This is a genomic window from Haloarcula nitratireducens, from assembly GCF_019599505.1.
This window is the reverse complement of sequence record NZ_RKLT01000003.1, coordinates 391,490-408,001: the sequence shown is the minus strand read 5'-3', so window position 1 is coordinate 408,001 and position 16,512 is coordinate 391,490. Positions and strand designations below refer to the sequence as shown.

Annotated in this window: 17 protein-coding genes; 11 read left to right on the top strand and 6 right to left on the bottom strand. The window is 68.9% G+C overall.

Going from position 1 to position 16,512, the window contains the following annotated elements:
- Nucleotides 1-9: 9 nt before the first annotated feature.
- The 7 genes from EGH23_RS12080 to EGH23_RS12050 all read left to right on the top strand — a co-directional run bounded on the left by EGH23_RS12080 (nucleotide 10) and on the right by EGH23_RS12050 (nucleotide 6,350).
- Complete coding sequence (locus EGH23_RS12080; protein WP_220580245.1) at nucleotides 10-1,521, top strand: Hvo_1808 family surface protein; 1,512 nt, start codon at nucleotides 10-12, stop codon at nucleotides 1,519-1,521.
- Nucleotides 1,514-2,848: an Hvo_1808 family surface protein gene (locus EGH23_RS12075; protein WP_220580244.1), complete on the top strand. Its 1,335-nt coding sequence runs from the start codon at nucleotides 1,514-1,516 to the stop codon at nucleotides 2,846-2,848. Before EGH23_RS12080 ends, EGH23_RS12075 begins: the two co-directional genes overlap by 8 nt.
- Nucleotides 2,849-2,989: 141 nt before the next feature.
- A complete protein-coding gene (locus EGH23_RS12070) occupies nucleotides 2,990-3,184 on the top strand; it encodes a hypothetical protein (protein WP_220580243.1) in 195 nt (64 codons plus the stop codon).
- Nucleotides 3,185-3,273: 89 nt separating this feature from the next.
- Complete coding sequence (locus tag EGH23_RS12065; RefSeq protein WP_220580242.1) at nucleotides 3,274-4,440, top strand: nicotinate phosphoribosyltransferase; 1,167 nt, start codon at nucleotides 3,274-3,276, stop codon at nucleotides 4,438-4,440.
- Between the two features lie 334 nt (nucleotides 4,441-4,774).
- On the top strand, nucleotides 4,775-5,059 hold the full coding sequence (locus EGH23_RS12060; RefSeq protein ID WP_220580241.1) for a DUF6360 family protein: 285 nt from the start codon (nucleotides 4,775-4,777) through the stop codon (nucleotides 5,057-5,059).
- Nucleotides 5,060-5,134: 75 nt separating this feature from the next.
- On the top strand, nucleotides 5,135-5,434 hold the full coding sequence (locus tag EGH23_RS12055) for a CPCC family cysteine-rich protein (protein WP_220580240.1): 300 nt from the start codon (nucleotides 5,135-5,137) through the stop codon (nucleotides 5,432-5,434).
- Between the two features lie 40 nt (nucleotides 5,435-5,474).
- Nucleotides 5,475-6,350, top strand: coding sequence for a DUF7351 domain-containing protein (locus EGH23_RS12050; RefSeq protein ID WP_220580239.1), 876 nt, complete (start codon nucleotides 5,475-5,477; stop codon nucleotides 6,348-6,350).
- Here EGH23_RS12050 and EGH23_RS12045 read toward each other — a convergent pair.
- A complete protein-coding gene (locus EGH23_RS12045; RefSeq protein ID WP_220580238.1) occupies nucleotides 6,347-6,925 on the bottom strand; it encodes an NADPH-dependent FMN reductase in 579 nt (192 codons plus the stop codon). The two genes, EGH23_RS12050 and EGH23_RS12045, sit on opposite strands and share 4 nt — an antisense overlap.
- A 76-nt stretch (nucleotides 6,926-7,001) precedes the next feature.
- On the bottom strand, nucleotides 7,002-7,856 hold the full coding sequence (locus EGH23_RS12040) for a ZIP family metal transporter (protein WP_220580237.1): 855 nt from the start codon (nucleotides 7,854-7,856) through the stop codon (nucleotides 7,002-7,004).
- Between the two features lie 217 nt (nucleotides 7,857-8,073).
- Between EGH23_RS12040 and EGH23_RS12035 the strand changes: the two genes are divergently transcribed.
- A complete protein-coding gene (locus EGH23_RS12035) occupies nucleotides 8,074-9,444 on the top strand; it encodes a hypothetical protein (RefSeq protein WP_220580236.1) in 1,371 nt (456 codons plus the stop codon).
- Here the strand turns inward: EGH23_RS12035 and EGH23_RS12030 are convergent, their stop codons facing one another.
- On the bottom strand, nucleotides 9,445-10,128 hold the full coding sequence (locus EGH23_RS12030) for a helix-turn-helix domain-containing protein (protein WP_328765956.1): 684 nt from the start codon (nucleotides 10,126-10,128) through the stop codon (nucleotides 9,445-9,447).
- Nucleotides 10,129-10,211: 83 nt separating this feature from the next.
- Here EGH23_RS12030 and EGH23_RS12025 point away from each other — a divergent pair, with 83 nt between their 5' ends.
- Complete coding sequence (locus EGH23_RS12025) at nucleotides 10,212-10,817, top strand: methyltransferase family protein (RefSeq protein ID WP_220580235.1); 606 nt, start codon at nucleotides 10,212-10,214, stop codon at nucleotides 10,815-10,817.
- Between the two features lie 4 nt (nucleotides 10,818-10,821).
- Here EGH23_RS12025 and EGH23_RS12020 read toward each other — a convergent pair whose 3' ends face one another.
- A complete protein-coding gene (locus EGH23_RS12020) occupies nucleotides 10,822-11,958 on the bottom strand; it encodes a site-2 protease family protein (protein WP_220580234.1) in 1,137 nt (378 codons plus the stop codon).
- An 89-nt stretch (nucleotides 11,959-12,047) separates the two neighbouring features.
- Complete coding sequence (locus EGH23_RS12015; protein ID WP_220580233.1) at nucleotides 12,048-14,375, bottom strand: Hvo_1808 family surface protein; 2,328 nt, start codon at nucleotides 14,373-14,375, stop codon at nucleotides 12,048-12,050.
- Nucleotides 14,376-14,519: 144 nt separating this feature from the next.
- On the opposite strand from EGH23_RS12015, the gene thiE reads away from it, so the two are divergent.
- The gene (gene thiE / locus EGH23_RS12010; RefSeq protein WP_220580232.1) at nucleotides 14,520-15,188 is read left to right on the top strand and encodes a thiamine phosphate synthase; all 669 of its coding nucleotides are present in this window, start codon (nucleotides 14,520-14,522) and stop codon (nucleotides 15,186-15,188) included.
- Between the two features lie 16 nt (nucleotides 15,189-15,204).
- Here thiE and EGH23_RS12005 read toward each other — a convergent pair whose 3' ends face one another.
- A complete protein-coding gene (locus EGH23_RS12005) occupies nucleotides 15,205-15,453 on the bottom strand; it encodes a glutaredoxin family protein (protein WP_220580231.1) in 249 nt (82 codons plus the stop codon).
- A gap of 83 nt (nucleotides 15,454-15,536) precedes the next feature.
- Between EGH23_RS12005 and EGH23_RS12000 the strand changes: the two genes are divergently transcribed.
- A complete protein-coding gene (locus EGH23_RS12000; protein ID WP_220580230.1) occupies nucleotides 15,537-16,478 on the top strand; it encodes an oxidoreductase in 942 nt (313 codons plus the stop codon).
- Nucleotides 16,479-16,512 lie beyond the last annotated feature (34 nt).

Below are 16,512 nucleotides of genomic sequence, written 5' to 3'. Positions count from 1 at the left end.
AGACGGTAGATGCGCCGTCAGTCCGCCGTCCTCGTCTGTGCCGCGGCCCTCCTGCTGGCCGGCTGTCAGGGGTTCGGAGCCTCCGAAACCGGAACGGACGCGGAACAGACACAGACACCGGACGCGGTGTTCACGCTCGAACTCGAAAACGAGACGAGCGAGGCGGAAAGCGGCGGCACGAACGGCGATTCGGCCGGGAGCGAGCGTGCGCCATCGGACCCCGAACGGGACCGGCTCGGCTGGGAACGGGGCTACTGGCACAACGAGACGCTCGGACTCACGACCGAGGACGGGCTCAACGAGAGCGAGCGGCGCGCCGTCGTCGCCCGGTCGATGGCACGCGTCGAGTTCGTCCGCGGACTGGAGTTCGAAGAGCGGGTCCCGGTCGACGTCGTCTCCCGCGAGGCGTTCCGGTCGAACCGGAGCCAGCGCGACGGCCCGGGCGAGGCGCTCACTCGGTTCGACAACGCGAAGTTCGAGGCGCTGTTCCTCATCGGCGAGGACCGCGACTCCATCGCCGTCCAGGAGAGCACGCTCGGGTCGAGCGTGCTCGGGTACTACAGTCCGGCCGAGAACCGCATCGTCGTCGTCAGCGACTCCCCGACGCCGACGATAGACGAGGCGACGCTTGCCCACGAGCTCGTCCACGCCGTTCAGGACCAGCAGTTCGGCCTCGGCGGCGGCGACGCCGCGACCCGAGACGCCTTACAGGGCCGCAACGGCCTCGTCGAGGGCGACGCGGGCGCGACTGAGGCCCGCTACACCGCCCGCTGCGGCCAGCAGTGGGAGTGCCTGGAGAGCGAGTCCGGCAGCGGTAGCGGCGGCGACCGGCACTTCGGGCTCTCCTACCTGCTCTACTTCCCGTACAGCGACGGACCGGGACTGGTCGATAATCTGTACGAACGCGGCGGCTGGGCGGCGGTCGACGACGCCTACGACGAGAAGCCACAGGGCGCGCGCGAGGTCATCAATCCACGGGAGTACCCCGAGTGGGAGCCTCGCGAAGTTCCCCTCGAAGACCGGTCGAGCGACGAGTGGGAGCGGGTCCGACCCTCGACCGACCGCGACCGGCCGGACTACGCCGTCGTCGGCCCGTCGGCCATCGCCGCGTCGCTGGCGTACACGCTGACCGACGACTACAACGAGTCGGCCGTCGTCGACCCTCGGACGGTCTTCAACTACGAGGAGAACGGTTCGATCGACGGCAGCGACCCGTACAACTACGCGTTGCGGTCGGCCGAGCAGTGGGACGGGGGCCGCATGTACGTCTACGCCGACGGATCGGCGTCGGCCTACGTCTGGCGGACCGCCTGGGAAGACGAGGCCGCGGCCCGGACGTTCGCGGAGTCGTGGGCCGCCGTTATCCGGCACTGGGGCGGCACCCGCACCGCCGACGGGAACTGGGTCATCGCCGAAGACAGCCCCTTCACCGACGCCGTCGCCGTACACGTCGAGGGCGGGACTGTCACCGTCGTGAACGCACCGAGCGAAGCGCAACTGCAAGAGGTCTACGATGCGTAGAGAGCTACTACTCGCACTGACTATCGTGCTGGCCGGCTGTACCGTCCCCTCCTTCGGCGGGAGCGAGAGCGACCACCCTGCGACGCCGGAAGGGGGTGACGCCCTCGGCTGGGAGAACGGCTACTGGTACGACGATCCCGTGGACGTGACGACCGACGACGGACTCAACGCGAGCGAGCGCGAGGCCGTCACCGCCCGGACGATGGCTCGCGTCGAGAAGATACGACAGCGGGAGTTCACGAGCGACGTCCCCGTCGAGGTCATCTCGCGGGCGGAGTACCGCAACCGCTCGCGGGGCAACCAGAGCGGGGCCGCCGGGCCGCCGGCGGACCCGTGGAACGACCAGGTGTGGGAAGCCCTGCTGCTCATCGGCGAGGACGAGGGGAGCAGCGAGGCGATAGACGACACGCTCTCGACGTCCGTCCAGGGGTTCTACTCGCCGAGCCGGGACCGAATCGTCATCGTCAGCCCGACGGAGACGCCGACGGTCGATAGAGGGACGCTCTCGCACGAACTCGTCCACGCCCTCCAGGACCAGCAGTTCGGGCTGAACACCTCCGCTGAGACGCAGGACACCCAGCTCTCGACGGACGGGGCCATCGAGGGCGAGGCCAACTACGTGCAGGCGCTGTACCGGAACCGCTGTGACCAGCAGTGGTCCTGCATCGCGAACCCCGAGGCGAGCGGCGGCGGGGGCGGCGGCGGTAGCATGAACCCCGGCCTGTTGACCGTCCTCCTCCAGCCGTACGTTTCGGGGCCCCGATTCGTCGATAGCGTCTACGAGGAAGGTGGCTGGGAGGCCGTCGACGCCCTCCACCGCCAGTATCCCAACAGCACCGAACAGGTCATCCACCCCGACCGCTACCCCGACGAGGAGCCGGTCGAACTCACCGTCCCCGACCGCTCGACCGACGAGTGGTCGCGCTTCGACCACGATCCGGTCGGCGACACCGTCGGCGAGGCCTCCATCTTCGCCACGATGTACCACAACAACCAGACCGACGCCGATCGCTACTCCTACGTGAGCGACCCCTCCGAAGGGTGGGCCGGCGACAAGGTCGTCCCGTACAAGGACGGCACCGGTGGCGGCGGCTACGTCTGGGTCAGCAGGTGGGACAGCGAACAGGACGCTCGGCAGTTCTCACAGGCTTACCGGGCCGCGCTGGTCGAGGAACACGGCGCGAGCCAGCCCCGGGAGAACGTCTACGTCGTCCCCGAGTCCAGCTCCTTCGAGGACGCCTTCCGCATCACCCGGACGGGCGACACCGTCCGCATCGTCAACGGACCGACGGTCGATGATTTGAGCGCTATCCACCGGCCTCGATGAGGTGAGTAAGGCGGATCGGCCGCTTCCGGCGGCGGGAACGGGACGAATCGTCGCCGTCTCGGTAGCGATATAGATGTCGACGAACCTGACAGTATCTCAATTACACAGATTCATATAGTTTCAGTAACACTATTCGAGTATATGCAATCGCTGACACCCGCAACCGCGACGGACCGGACCGAGGAAACGCACGCCTGCCCGCTCTGCGGCCACGAACTGGCGGCGGCGAACGACGTGTACGTCCACCTGCAGGTCAGTCACCGCAAGAGCGAGATAAGCGAGGCGCTCATAGAGGCGACCGTGGACGAGCCCGACCGACCGGTCGTGGAACGATAGTCACGCGCGGCAGGCGAGAGGCGGCGACTCGTCCCCGCTGCCGCCGTTCGGACCCGCGTCCTTTTTGAATCGCCGTCCGAAGGCGGGGTATGACCGAGGAGTTCGACGTTATCTCGCCCGAGACCATTCGCGAGGGGCGGGCGACCGACGCCTACTTCGACCGGACGATGGAGGCCTTAGCGCACGCGGGGAAGAACCCCGACGTGGTCGCCGAGGTGACAGCCAGTCAGTTCGCCACCGGCGAGTGGAACCTCCTGGCCGGATTGAAAGACGCCGCGGCGCTGCTGGAAGGGCGAGCCATCGACGCTGACGCGGTCCCCGAGGGGCAACTGTTCGACGGCGGTCCCGTAATGCGCATCGAAGGACCGTACCGGGAGTTCTGCCGGCTGGAGACCGCACTTCTGGGCTTCCTCTCGCACCCGACCGGCGTGGCGACGCGCGCTCTCGAGATCCGCTACGCCGCGCCCGATTCGACGGTGCTCTCCTTCGGGTCCCGGCACGTCCACCCGTCGCTGGGTGCGATGATAGAGCGCTCGGCCCTGCTGGGCGGCCTCGACGGCTTCTCGAACGTCGCCGCCGAGGGCGCGACCGGTCGGCAGGCCGGCGGGACGATGCCCCACGCGCTGGTCATCTGCTTCGGCCGCGGTAATCAGGAAGAGGCGTGGCGGGCCTTCGACGAGGGCGTCCCCGCCGAAACCCCGCGAATCGCGCTGACCGACACCTACAGCGACGAGGTGGACGAGGCGGTGCGGGCCGCCGAGGCGATCGAGGACTTGGACGGCGTGCGCATCGACACGACCGGCTCTCGCCGCGGTGATTTCCGGCACATCCTCCGGGAAGTCCGGTGGTCGCTCGATGCCCACGGCCACGGAGACGTGGACGTCTTCGCCTCCGGCGGATTGGGTCCCGAGCAGTTGCGCGACCTGCGAGACGTGGCCGACGGCTTCGGCGTCGGCAGTTACGTCTCGAACGCCGACCCGCTGGACTTCGCGCTGGACATCGTCGAAGTCGAGGGCGAACTCGCCGCCAAGCGCGGGAAGTTGACCGGCAAGAAGGCGGTGTACCGCACCGCCGACGGCGGCCACCACATCGGTCTCGCCGACCGCGAAGCGCCCGAGGACGCCGAGTCGCTGATGGAACCGCTGATTCGGGACGGCGAGGTCGTCCGCGAGTTCGACCTCGATTCGGCCATCGACCGCGCCGCCGCCGACGCCGAGGCGGTCGGATTCACGTACGAGAACGGCGCTCACGAGTAGAACGGCGCTCGTCGCCGGTGCGACAGCCGCCTGTCTCTGCCGGCGACACGGCCGCCAGTTTCTGCTGACGACGCAACCGACGGCTTCTGCCGGTGACACGGCGATCGGGTGGAATGAAGGGGCCGGCCGATCGCGTCGAAGAGGAGTCGCCTGCTCGATCGCTATCCGAGCGAGGCGCGAGCGAGGATATGTCGAGCAGCGACCGCGACCGGCCGGGGGCTTTCGACGCTGCTGGAGCGGTATCGCTGCCGATCTGGCCGAAGGATTTCGAGTACCACCGCACGCGTCCGGACAGAGCACAGAGGTTTAGACGGCCAAACCCCAACGAAGGAGCATGGCAGACCGCATCATGAAGGTCAACGCGTACACGACGTTCGACCTGCTCGACGGCACGGTAGAGGGCCACGGCTTCGACGAGGAGGCGCTCGCGGTGCTGAACGTCACCGCGCCGCGGGAGAACCCCGACCACGTCTCCCTGCAGTTGGAGATGGACAACACGCAACTCGATTCCGTGAAACCCCACGCCGACTCGGTGACGCTCTCGGCGGATCAGGCCCGCGAACTCGCCGCCGAACTCGAAGAGTACGCCGAGAAAGTCGAGGCCGCGCAGTCCGAGTAGCGCCGCCTTCCAGGGGTTTCGGGGCGTCGTGAACGACCCGCCATCTATTTGTCACGACAACCCATACCACTGTGCATGTCCACCGACGCACCCGGGAACCCCGCGGCGCGGGAACTGGGCTACTGCCCGTGCTGTGGCTATCGCACACTCCCGCAGGGGGCACCGGGCTCCTACGAGATGTGTCCCGTCTGTCACTGGATGGACGACCCGCATCAGTTCGGCGACACCGACTACGTCAGCGACACGAACCACGTCTCGCTCTCGACCGCGCGCGAGAACTTCCGCGAGCACGGGGCCTGCGCGCCGGAGGAGGCCGACGGCTCCGTCGCCGCCGACGAGTTCGACCGGGACCCCAACTGGCCCTACGACAGGTGACAGCGGAGCTACTATTACCGAGCCGACGTAAATCGGCGGTATGGCCGAGGAGCGACAGGCGACCCTCTCGCCGGAGGAGGCGTTCGGACTGGTGGGCCACGAACTCCGCATCTCCATCCTCCGAGCGCTGGGCGAGGCCGAGCGACAGCGGCTCTCCTTTTCGGTGTTACGCGAGCGGGTCGGAGAGCGGGACAGCGGGAAGTTCAACTACCACCTCTCGAAGCTCGAGGGCCGGTTCGTCGCGAAGACCGACGACGGCCTGTACGCGCTGACCTATCCCGGTCATCGAGTCGTCGACGCGATTCAGGGCGGCGCGTTCCACCGACGGGACGGCCGCGACAGCGAGCCGTTATCGGGGTCGTGCATCGACTGCGGCGGCGGACTGGCCTTCACGTACAGGACCGTCGAAGGCGGACGCGTCGCCTGTCGGGAGTGCGGGCTCCGCCACCTCCGCCATCCCTTCGACCCCGGCGGTCTCGTCGGCCGGAGCGGCGACGAGATCGGTCGCGCCTTCGACCGGGTCGCGCGGTCGGCGTGGGCCAGGGCACACGCGGAGTGCTGTCCGGTGTGTTCCGGTCACGTCGCGCGGCAGTTCAGCGACGGCCCGCCGGCGAAGGCCGTCGCGGTCCGGGGCCACTCCGTCGCCGTCGGCTACGAGTGTCAGCGGTGTAGTTACCACAGCTACGTCCCGCCGGGGGCGGTGCTGCTGACCCACCCCGGCGTCCAGGGCTTCTGTTACGAGAACGGGGTCGACCTGCGCGAGCGCCCCGTCTGGGAACTCCCGTTCGTGGTCGACCCGGCGGCCGTGACGGTCCGCACGACCGACCCGTGGGAGGTCGCCGTCCGGGTCGCTCCCGGTGACGCGGAGCGAGTCGCCGTGCTCGACGGGACGGGCGCGGTCACGGCGTTCGATTAATCGTCGGCCGGGGCGGGCGGAGCCTGCGCCTCGGGGTCGGCCGGCGCGATGTCGGCGTAGGCGACCGCCCGTTCGCCGAGTTCCTCGACTCGGCCGCGGTCGCCCTCCGGCAGTTCGCCGTCGATGCCGTGAGAGCCGGTGACGGCGGCCTGATGGGGAAGCACCCACGCGTCGAGAGCGCGACAGACCGATCGGAGGTGGTCCAGCGCCGGGAGCGGGTAGTTCCCGCCGGAGACGACCAGCAGGCCCACGGTCGTCGCCTCGAACTCTTCGAAGCCGGCGTAGTCCAGGACGGTCTTCAGCGGAGAGGCGTAGGAGCCGTGGTACATCGGCGTCCCCAGCAGGACCGAGTCGGCGGCCTCGATACGGTCGGTCAGTTCGGCGACGTCCGCCGGGGAGTCGGCGTTCGGATCGAACACCGGTAACTCGTAGGCTCTGAGGTCCAGTAGCTCGGTTTCGGCACCGCGGTCCGCGGCGGCCGCGAGCGCGCGTTCGGTGGCCAGTCGAGTGACGCTATCGTCGTTCAGGCTCCCGACGACGCCGACGACCAGCGGCCGGGACTCGTTTTCGGACATACGCGTATCGACGGTCGACTTGGACGTTAATGTTTGCAGAGCTACATTTCTGTCGGCGGCGTTACCGAAACTGCGTTCACCCGGCCAGCGAGATGTCGAGGTACAGCATGACGATAGCGCCGGCCATCAGCCCCAGCGTCGCCACGCGCTCGTGGCCGCTGCGGTGGGTTTCGGGGATAATCTCGTCGGAGATGACGAACAGCATCGCGCCGGCGGCGAAGCCCATCGCGTAGGGGAGGAGCGGCTCGACGACGGTGACGGCGACGGCACCGAGAACCGCCAGCGGGATCTCGACGACGCCTGCGCGGACGCCCGCGACGACGGCGTAGAAGCGCTTGTCGAGGCCGGCGTTGATGGCGGCGACCGACACCGCCAGTCCCTCGGGGACGTTCTGAATGCCGATGGCGAGCATCAGCGAGAGCGCGCCGCCGAGTTGCGAGGGGTCGGTCGCGGCCGCGCCGAACCCGACGCCGACCGCGAGCCCCTCGGGCATGTTGTGGAGCGTGATGGCGAGGATGAACAGGACGACGCCGGTCAACCGTTCGTCCGAACCGGGCAGGGACTCGGCGGGGTCGGCGGCGTCCGGGCGCTTGCGACCGGTCAATAGGTAGTGCGCGTGGGGGGTGAAGCGGTCCGCCTGATCGAGGAAGAGCGCGCCCAGCGCGACGCCCAGCAGCGTCGGTATCGGGTTCCCGCCCGAGTACTCCTCGATGCCGGGGATGATGAGGCTCGTGAACGCCGCCGCCAGCATCACCCCGGCGGCGAACCCCAGCGCGGCGTCGAGCGCCCGCTCGGAGGGGTCGCGCCAGACGAACACGAGCGACGCCCCCAGCAGGTTCAGCCCCGCGATGACGAGCCCACCGACCAACCCCATCACCAGCGGGTCGGTTCCCACCACCGACGCGAATCCCTCGACGAATCCCGACTGCATCGTCGGGACGTGTGCGGGGAGGTGATTTGTAACTACCGCCGCGCGACTAGTAGCGATTCCGCCCGACGAGATCGAGACTGGGGGGTGGTCGAGACGGCCAGAAAGTCCCCGTTCTCTCAGTTTCGGCTCGCCGGCGAAGCCCGCTCACCGAGACGCGAGACCGTCGGTCCCGCGCGACCCCGGAAGGCTTTTTTCCGCGCTCACCCAGATGACGACGATGGAACGTGCCAGGCGCGGTGTCGCCCTCGTCGCGGTCAGCCTCCTGTTGTTCTCCAGCACGCTCGTCGTCGGTGCGGTGACGGCCCCCGACCTGGGCGTCGGCGGCGAGCGTATCGACGCCGGTCCCGCCGATGCGAACGCCAGCGCCAACGCCATCGGTAGCGCGAACGTCACCGGGACGCTCGTCGGCTCTCACGGCGGCGGTCCCGGCTGGCACGGCAAGGGCAGCGTCTACCTCATCAGAGACGGCGCGATCGCGTGGCAGGAGGGAAGCGCCGACAGTTACTTCGACGTGACGCGCCTGCCCAACGGGACGGTCATGGCGGGGTTCATGCACTCGGGCTACGAGACCGGCTGTGCGCCCTACGACGCGCCGTGTACCAAGACCGGCTTCCGCATCATCGACCCCCACGCCGCCGGCGGGCCGACGGTCCTCAGCGAGTACGCCTTCCCGGTCCGAACGGGCAAGAACAGCGAGACCCACGACGTCGAGCGGCTGGAACCGGGCGTGTTCCTCCTCTCCGATATGGAACACGAGCGCATCTTCGTCCTGGAGGACGGCGAGATAACGTGGCAGTGGAACGCCTCGCGGTTCTACGACGCGCCGCCGGACGCGACGAGACACGACTGGCTCCACATCAACGACGTGGACGCCATCAGCGACACGCGCTATCTCGTCTCGGTGCGCAACTCCAACCAACTGCTCGTCGTCGAGCGCGGCGAGGGCGTCGTCGAGGTCGTCAACGAGGACCGCGGTACCGACGACGAGGCCTGCAGAGGCGGCGGCAAACAGCTATTGGACTTCGACGACGACGGCGAGGTCCGCTGTGGCGACCCGGGCGTGATGGACCACCAGCACAACCCGCAGTGGCTCGGTCCCGGCGCGATACTGGTCGCCGACTCGGGCAACGACCGCGTGGTCGAACTGCACAAGCGAGGCGACCGCTGGGTCCCGGTCTGGTCGCTCGAGAGCGCCGGCGGCATGGACCTCGACTGGCCGCGGGACGCCGACCGGCTCGACAACGGCAACACGCTCGTGACGGACACGCTGAACAAGCGCGTCTTCGAGGTGACGCAAAACGGCACCGTCGTCTGGAGCACGGGGACGCCGAGTAACTCCCCGATCCCCTACGAGGCCGAGCGGCTCCCCGAGGGCGAGCGCGCCGGCGCGACCGCCTACGAGGCCTCGGGCGACGGCGTCCACACGGTAGATAACGACATTCCGGGCCTCTCGCTCGCGCTGCTGGGTCTCAGAGCGGTCGTCCCGCAGACGCCGTTCTGGTTCGTCGAGACCCACTTAGCGGTCTCGCTGGCGTCGCTCGTCGGCGTCGTCGTCGGCGGCGTCGACTGGTTCCGGCACCGGCGGTGACTACTCGCCCGTCCGTCGGCCGTACCGACGGGCGACCCGTCGCATCACCCGTGACTGGGCTTTCTGCAGGAGGTCCGAGGCCGTGCTCGGCGCGCAGCCGAGCTCGTCGGCGACCGTCGCGACGCCGGCCTCGCGGGGCACCGCGTAGAATCCAAGTTCCGACGCGACTTCGACGGCTTCGAGTTGGCGGTCGGTCAGGTCGCCGACCACCGGAGCGTGCCGCCGGTCGTACTCGCCGACGGCTTCGACGGTCACGTCGATGTCTTCGGGCAGGGCCGAGAGCGTCGTCTGTAAGTCCTCGCCGGTACCCACGAGCGTCATGTGGAAGGCGGCGTCACTGTCGTAGACGACGGGCGGGACGGGGACGACGCTCAGGTCGGCGAACGCCTCGCGCCACGAGCGGTCCGCCGGCAGGGTCTCCTGGCAGACGTAGGCGTAGAACGCCCCGTCGTCAACCGGCGTCAGGTCGTACCAGCGGATCGGCTCGACGGAATCGAGCGCCGCCGCGTACGGCTCTCGCTCGGCCTCGACGTAGAACAGGACGTACTCGACCGGCCGGTCGCCGCCGATCCCGGTCCAGGCCTGTAGCTCCTCGTACTCGACGACGTCCTCGTCGCGGATGAACGCCTGCATCGGGTGAAGCATCCATCGCGGTTGCCGGAGGTAGACGTCGAGGTACTTCACGACGGTCGCTTGCCGCGAGAGGTACTTAAATAGCCTAGTAGAGCCGGGACAACGTCCACGCGCTCACACCGGCAAGCGACGCTATGGACCTCTCGCTACCGGTCGTCGCGTTCGCGGTGGGGTTCGTCGCCGAATCCGCGAACCTGGTCGGGGTCGCGTCGAGCGCGCTCGGGTGGACGAACTACTGGCCGCCGGGCGAGCGCGGATGGCGGTACTACGCCCACTGGACGCTCGAACAGACGTTCAACGTCTCCCTACTGGTCGTCACGTACCTCGGCTGGAACAGCCTCGGCTTCCCGACGCCGGTGCTCGTCGGCGGTGCCGTCTGTTTCGCCGTCCCGTTCGCCGGCGCGCTGCTCGCCGGACGGGACCTCGGGAGCGAGGAGACGATGGGTCTCGAAGGCGAGTTACGGACCGGCGGCTGGTACCGCTACTCCCGCAACCCGCAGTACGTCTGCTACATCGCGGCGACGGTGGGGTTCGCCGTCTTCGCGGCGACGCCGCCGGTGTTCGCGCTGTGTGCCGTCTACCTTCTATCGTGGCTGACGCTCCCGTTCGCGGAGGAGCCGTGGCTGCGCGAGCAGTACGGCGAGGCCTACGAGCGGTACGCGGAGCGGGTGCCGCGCTTCGTCGGCCCCGCGTCCGTGCGAGCGCTCACGGACCGACGGTCGACCGCGGACGCCGAGTAGCGCTTCAGAACGGGTCGCCGGTCCCGACCAGCCGCCGCATCTCCATCGCCGAGGAGAAGTCCTCACGGGAGACGACGTGGACGCCGTCCGGTCCCTCGACGAGGGCGGCGCTGGCCCGAGCGGTGTCGAGTTCGACGAGCGCGTCGAACGCCGACATACCGGCGTCTAACCGGGGGAGGTCCGTCTCCATCAGGTCCCCGACGGTGTCGTGCTCGCGCTCGGCCTGCGAGAGCTCTCGGAAGTCAGCGACGGTGACGACGCCGACCACTTCGCCGCCCTGCGTGACCGTGAACTCCGTCGAGCGGTCGGCGAACATTCGATCGACGAGGTCCTCGACGCTCTCGGTCGCGTCGATGGTCAGCGTCGACGGCCGGGCGACGTCGCCGACCGTGAGTCCCTCCAAGAGGTCCGATAGGGCGACGGTTCGAGACTCGCCCGTCGCGGCGGCGTAGATGAACAGCGCCAGCAGTAGCAGGATGGGGCTGAAGGAGAGGACGCCGAAGACGGCGAAGAGGACGGCGAAGAGCGTGCCGATGCGGGCGGCGATGCGCGTCGCCGAGGCGTACGGGCGGTTCCGGGCCAAGAGCGCCCGCAGGACGCGCCCGCCGTCCATCGGGAACGCGGGCAGCATGTTGAACCCCGCGAGAATCAGGTTCGTCACGCTCAGCCAGCCGACGACGAACAGCGAGACCGTCGCGCCCGAGGGCAGCGCGAACAGCCCGGCGTAGCAGACGACGCCGACAAGGATGCTGGTTATCGGGCCGGCGACGGCGATCCAGAACTCCCGGTTCCACTCTCTGGGCATCTCCTTGAAGCTCGCCAGCCCGCCCAGAATCCACAGCGTGATGGACTCCACTTCGAGGTCGTAGCGCATCGCCGCCCACGCGTGGCCGAGTTCGTGTAAGGTGACGCTGACGAACAGGCCCACCGCCGCGAGCGTGCCGACGAGCCACGGCGTCGCCCCGGCCTGCAACCGGGCGAGGTCCAGTTCCGCCCCGACGAGGCTCCCCACGATGCCCGCGTAGAGCTCTATCTGCGCACCGCTGCCGATGAGCCACGCGAGCACCGGCAGAAACACCAGCAGCGAGATATTGACCTGGATAGGAATACCCCAGACCGTCGTAATACGATAGTTTCGCACGGGCGGGAGAAAGGGCGGCTAGCAGTAATATCTTCGGCCGAACCGGGCGACGAGAGCGGATCCAGTGGCGGACGACGGTCCGTCGGCACTCACGGAACCGTCGCCGACTCGGGTTCGTCGGTATCGCCGTTATCGCCGTCCTCACCCTCGTCGGACGATTCTTGTTCCACGTCCGGTGCGATGGCCGACAGCGCGTCGACGTCGGGGCCGTTGACGACGGTCACGGTCTGGTCGTCGCGGACGACCCGGAAGGCGTCGCCGTAGGGGTCTTCCTCGGGGATTCGCCACGTCCCGTCGCCGACGGACTCGCCGCCGTGCCCTTCGAGGACCCGCCGGTAGGCTTCGGCGAACTGGCGGGCGTCGTCCTCGCTGTCCCAGGCCGTCACCCAGACGTAGCCGGACGCGTCGCCGTTCGCGTACAGCGAGATGCGGTCGTTGGCCCACCCCTCGGAGGGGGCGCTCGTGTAGTTGTACGTGTCGTAGTCCCCGGCGTCGGGCGAGAGCACCTGCTCGCTGTCGACGACCGGGATGTCGTACTCGCGGTCCTGATACCAGAACATCGAGTAGAGCCACGCCTCGCCGATCGTGTCGGTGGTGAAGCGCTGCCACTCGCCGTCGGTCGGCTCGCGCCGGTCGAGCGACGCCGGCCGCTCGTCCGGGTACCGCTCGGGGTGGATCGTCTGCTCGGTCGAGACGGGCGGCGAGTCGTAGGCGGCGTCGACGGCGTCCCACCCGCCGCGCTCCCGGAGGGCGGCGACCAGCGCCGGGCCGTCGGAGTACGGCTGATAGCCGGTGAGGTAGACGCCGAGGTTGACGCCGTCGGGGCCGTCTGCTTCGCCGGCACTCTCATCGCCATCGCCGCCGACCGAGGCGGACGCGTCGCGCGGGAGACACTCCCACGTCCCGTTCGCACAGCGGGCGTCGTAGCGGGCCATCACGTAGTTCGCGTCGCCCTCGACGAGACCGAGGAGGCCGGTTCGGGCGTCGCTGCTCGGCGTCGGCAACCGGAAGGCGGAATCGAGCAGGCCGGTCTGGTCCTGCAGGGCGTGGGTGAGTTCGTGGACGAGGATGCCCTCGTCGACGTTCGGATCGTCGGGGTCCTCCACGACGAGGACGAACCGATCGCTCCCGACGGCGTAGAACCCCCCGACGGCGGCGCTCTGCCCGCCCGTGACCGCGTCGTAGGCGTCGGTCTCCTCGTCGACGATGAACGTCGCCTCGTACACCTGATTGTAGTACCGGGAGCCGACTATGCGCTGGAAGGAGTCCCGCGACCGGTTGGCGGCGTAGGCCGCTCGAGAGACCACGTCGAACTCGACCGGGCGCTCGAACTCCCGCTCGCGAATGGCCTCGACGCGAGCCATCGAGCGAGCGACCAGCGCCCGCCGCTCCGCTTCCGAGAGGCCGTCTCCCGTCTCCACGTCGAGGGACTCGTTCGCCCAGTAGCCCCGTTCCCAGCCGAGCCGGTCGCGCTCGGGGTCGGATGGCGATGGCGTCTCGTCGGCCGCCGTCTCGCTCGTCTGTATCGGGGAATCGGGGGTCGGCGTCTCCTCGTTGGGTGTCTCCGTCGGCGACGGTTCCGCGGGCGGCGCGCCATCTTCGCCGCTCGACACGCCGATCGAGAGGTCGTACGGGCCGGTTCCGTCCAGATAGCCGTAGACGACCAGATAGTAGGTGCCGTTCGTCCCCGCCAGATGGGAGATGGTCTCGCCGTCGGTGACCGACGTGCTCACCTGGAGGATGGTCCGCTCCGGTCCGACCAGCAGGAGTTCGAGGTCGCCCCGGGCGTGCGAGAAGTCGATTTCCGCCGACAGCGCGTCGCCGGCGGCCAGTTCGACGGCGTAGACGTCGAGGTCGTTCTCGGTGACGTTCAGCCCGGTGTAGTTCCCCGCCTCGACGGGCGTCGCCGTCTCGAAGTCGTCGTTGGGTTCGAACTCGCCCGCCGCCGGCGACGGCCCGGTCCCGGTCGTACTCACGCGCAGGTCGTAGGGACCGCTCGCGCCCCGAAACCCGGCGACGACGAGGTAGTAGGTTCCCGCTTCCGGGGCGACCGCGGAGACGTTCTCGCCGTCGGTCTCGGAGACGCCCGCCCGCAGCGTCGACCCGTTCGGCCCGAGCAAGAAGAGGTCGAGGTCGCCCCGGGCGTGCGAAAAGTCGATCCCCGCCGAGAGCGACTCGCCCTCGCTCAGTTCGACGGCGTAGACGTCGAGGTCGTTCTCGGTGACGTTCAGTCCCGTGTAGTTGCCGGGTTCGAGCCGCGTCGCGTTCTCGAAGGTGTCGTTCGGTTCGAACGCCGCCTCGTCGGCATCGGTCTGTGCCGCGGCGGTGCCGACGGCCGTCGTCGCCGTCACCGCGGCGAGACAGACGACGAGGGCGATTGCCACCGTTCGGACGCGCGTCGAGAGAATCTCGGTCATGGCTGGAAGCGGTCGTCTCCGTCGCTCGGATGGGGACTGCCAGGGCGGCTCGTCCATTAGTTATGGAGCGCACCCGGGGGTCTAAGCCGGGCTTATCGCGCCTCGGAACGCAAGAATCAGGCCGTCCCCCGTCGGACCTCGGGCATGGTCGATTGGGACGTGTACCTCGTGACCGGCGAGTCGCTGTCGGACGGCCGGTCCACCCGCGAGATCGTCGAGCGAGCCATCGAGGGCGGCGTCGGCGTCGTACAGCTGCGCGAGAAGGACCTGCCGGTCCGCGAGCGCTACGAGATGGGCGTGGAACTCCGCGAACTGACCCGTGAGACCGGCGTCGCCTTCGTCGTCAACGACCGGGTGGACCTCGCGCAGGCGGTCGACGCCGACGGCGTCCATCTGGGCGACGACGACCTCCCGGTGTCTGTCGCCCGCGAGCTACTGGGCGAGGACGCTCTGATCGGCCGCTCGGTGTCGTTCGTCGCCGACGCCGAGGCGGCCGAAGCCGCCGGAGCCGACTACCTCGGCGTGGGGACGGTGTTCCGAACCGGATCGAAGACAGACATCCCCGACGAGGAACACGGCGTCGGCCCGCAGCGGGTAGCCGACATCGCCGCCGCCGTCGATATCCCCCTCGTCGGTATCGGCGGGGTCACGGCCGCGAACGCCGCCGAGGTGGCCGCGGCGGGGGCCGACGGCGTCGCGGTCATCACCGCCATCACGCGGGCCGAGGACCCGAGCGCGGCGGCGGTGGCGCTCCGGGAAGCGGTCGAGCGGGGGAAACGCGAGCGCGATGCAGGGGCGAGCGACGGCGAGTGAGCGCCGCGAGCGAGCGTCACTCGGTCAACTTCCGCCGCAACCGTCGCTCGTCGACGCGGTACTTGAACGCGGGCGACCCGTCGAGCAGGACGTAGGGTACTCGCTCGCCGTACTCCTCGCGCAGCTCCGGGTCGCTGTCGACGTCCACCAGCGAGAGCGAGAGGGCGACGCCCTCCTCGTCGGCGACTCGCTCGATGGTTTCGATGGCCTCCTCACAGAGGTGACAGTCCTCGCGCGTGTACACCGTGACCGACGCGTCACTCATCGCTCGCCCGTTGGGACCCGAGAGCTAAATGTCCTGCTGGGCGGGCCGACGGGTTTCTGTGTGTCCGACCCGAACCGTCTCCTATGTCCGGCTGGACCGCCGCCGAGATGCCGTCGCTAGAGGGAGAGACCGTCGTCGTCACCGGGGCCAACAGCGGCCTCGGCTTCGAGGGGACCGAGGCGTTCGCCCGGCGGGGCGCGAGCGTCGTGATGGCGTGCCGGAGCCTCGAACGGGGCCGGGAAGCCGCCGCGGAGATACGGCAGTCCGTCGGCGACGCGGACCTGGACGTCCGCGAGTGCGACCTCGCGGACTTGGAGAACATTGCCGCGTTCGCCGACGGTCTCGAGGAGGCCTACGACGGCGTCGATATCCTCTGTAACAACGCCGGCGTGATGGCCATCCCGCGACAGGAGACGGCCGACGGCTTCGAGATGCAACTGGGCGTCAACCATCTGGGTCACTTCGCGCTCACCGGTTATCTGCTGCCCGCACTCCGAGCGAGCGAGGGCGAGTCCCGCATCGTCACGCAGTCTTCGGGGCTCCACGAACAGGGCGAGATGGACTTCGACGACCTGCAATCGGAGCGCGGCTACGACAAGTGGGACGCCTACGGCCAGAGCAAACTGGCGAACCTCCTCTTCGCCTACGAACTCGAACGGCGACTGGACGAACGCGGCATCAGCGACCTGCTCAGCGTCGCCTGTCATCCGGGCTACGCCGACACCGAACTCCAGTTCCGCGGCCCCAGAGAGAGCGGGTCGTCGCTGCGGATGGCGGGGATGCAGGTGGCCAACGCCGTCCTCGCTCAATCCGCCGAGCAGGGGGCGTGGCCGATGCTGTACGCGGCGACGGCCGACACCGCCATCGGCGGCGAGTACGTCGGTCCCGGCGGCCTCATGGACATGCGCGGTTCGCCGGAGTTCCAGCAGTCGAGTGCGGCCTCCCGAGACGAGGCCGACGCCGAACGCCTCTGGGACGTCTCCGAGGAACTGACCGGCGTCCCGTACGACTTCGAGGCGCTCTGAGCACGCAACCACACCTTTTTCGGCCCGCGAAGGA

Excerpts from the sequence above, each read along its gene's own strand:
- EGH23_RS12060 (WP_220580241.1), top strand. The coding sequence starts at position 4,775 with ATGGCAGACCGCATCATGAAGGTCAACGCGTACACGACGTTCGACCTG.
- EGH23_RS12025 (WP_220580235.1), top strand. The coding sequence starts at position 10,212 with ATGGACCTCTCGCTACCGGTCGTCGCGTTCGCGGTGGGGTTCGTCGCC.
- EGH23_RS12000 (WP_220580230.1), top strand. The coding sequence starts at position 15,537 with ATGTCCGGCTGGACCGCCGCCGAGATGCCGTCGCTAGAGGGAGAGACC.
- EGH23_RS12065 (WP_220580242.1), top strand. The coding sequence starts at position 3,274 with ATGACCGAGGAGTTCGACGTTATCTCGCCCGAGACCATTCGCGAGGGG.
- EGH23_RS12005 (WP_220580231.1), bottom strand. The coding sequence starts at position 15,453 with ATGAGTGACGCGTCGGTCACGGTGTACACGCGCGAGGACTGTCACCTC.
- EGH23_RS12080 (WP_220580245.1), top strand. The coding sequence starts at position 10 with ATGCGCCGTCAGTCCGCCGTCCTCGTCTGTGCCGCGGCCCTCCTGCTG.
- EGH23_RS12045 (WP_220580238.1), bottom strand. The coding sequence starts at position 6,925 with ATGTCCGAAAACGAGTCCCGGCCGCTGGTCGTCGGCGTCGTCGGGAGC.
- EGH23_RS12055 (WP_220580240.1), top strand. The coding sequence starts at position 5,135 with ATGTCCACCGACGCACCCGGGAACCCCGCGGCGCGGGAACTGGGCTAC.
- EGH23_RS12035 (WP_220580236.1), top strand. The coding sequence starts at position 8,074 with ATGGAACGTGCCAGGCGCGGTGTCGCCCTCGTCGCGGTCAGCCTCCTG.
- EGH23_RS12070 (WP_220580243.1), top strand. The coding sequence starts at position 2,990 with ATGCAATCGCTGACACCCGCAACCGCGACGGACCGGACCGAGGAAACG.
- EGH23_RS12075 (WP_220580244.1), top strand. The coding sequence starts at position 1,514 with ATGCGTAGAGAGCTACTACTCGCACTGACTATCGTGCTGGCCGGCTGT.
- EGH23_RS12015 (WP_220580233.1), bottom strand. The coding sequence starts at position 14,375 with ATGACCGAGATTCTCTCGACGCGCGTCCGAACGGTGGCAATCGCCCTC.
- EGH23_RS12040 (WP_220580237.1), bottom strand. The coding sequence starts at position 7,856 with ATGCAGTCGGGATTCGTCGAGGGATTCGCGTCGGTGGTGGGAACCGAC.
- EGH23_RS12050 (WP_220580239.1), top strand. The coding sequence starts at position 5,475 with ATGGCCGAGGAGCGACAGGCGACCCTCTCGCCGGAGGAGGCGTTCGGA.
- thiE (WP_220580232.1), top strand. The coding sequence starts at position 14,520 with ATGGTCGATTGGGACGTGTACCTCGTGACCGGCGAGTCGCTGTCGGAC.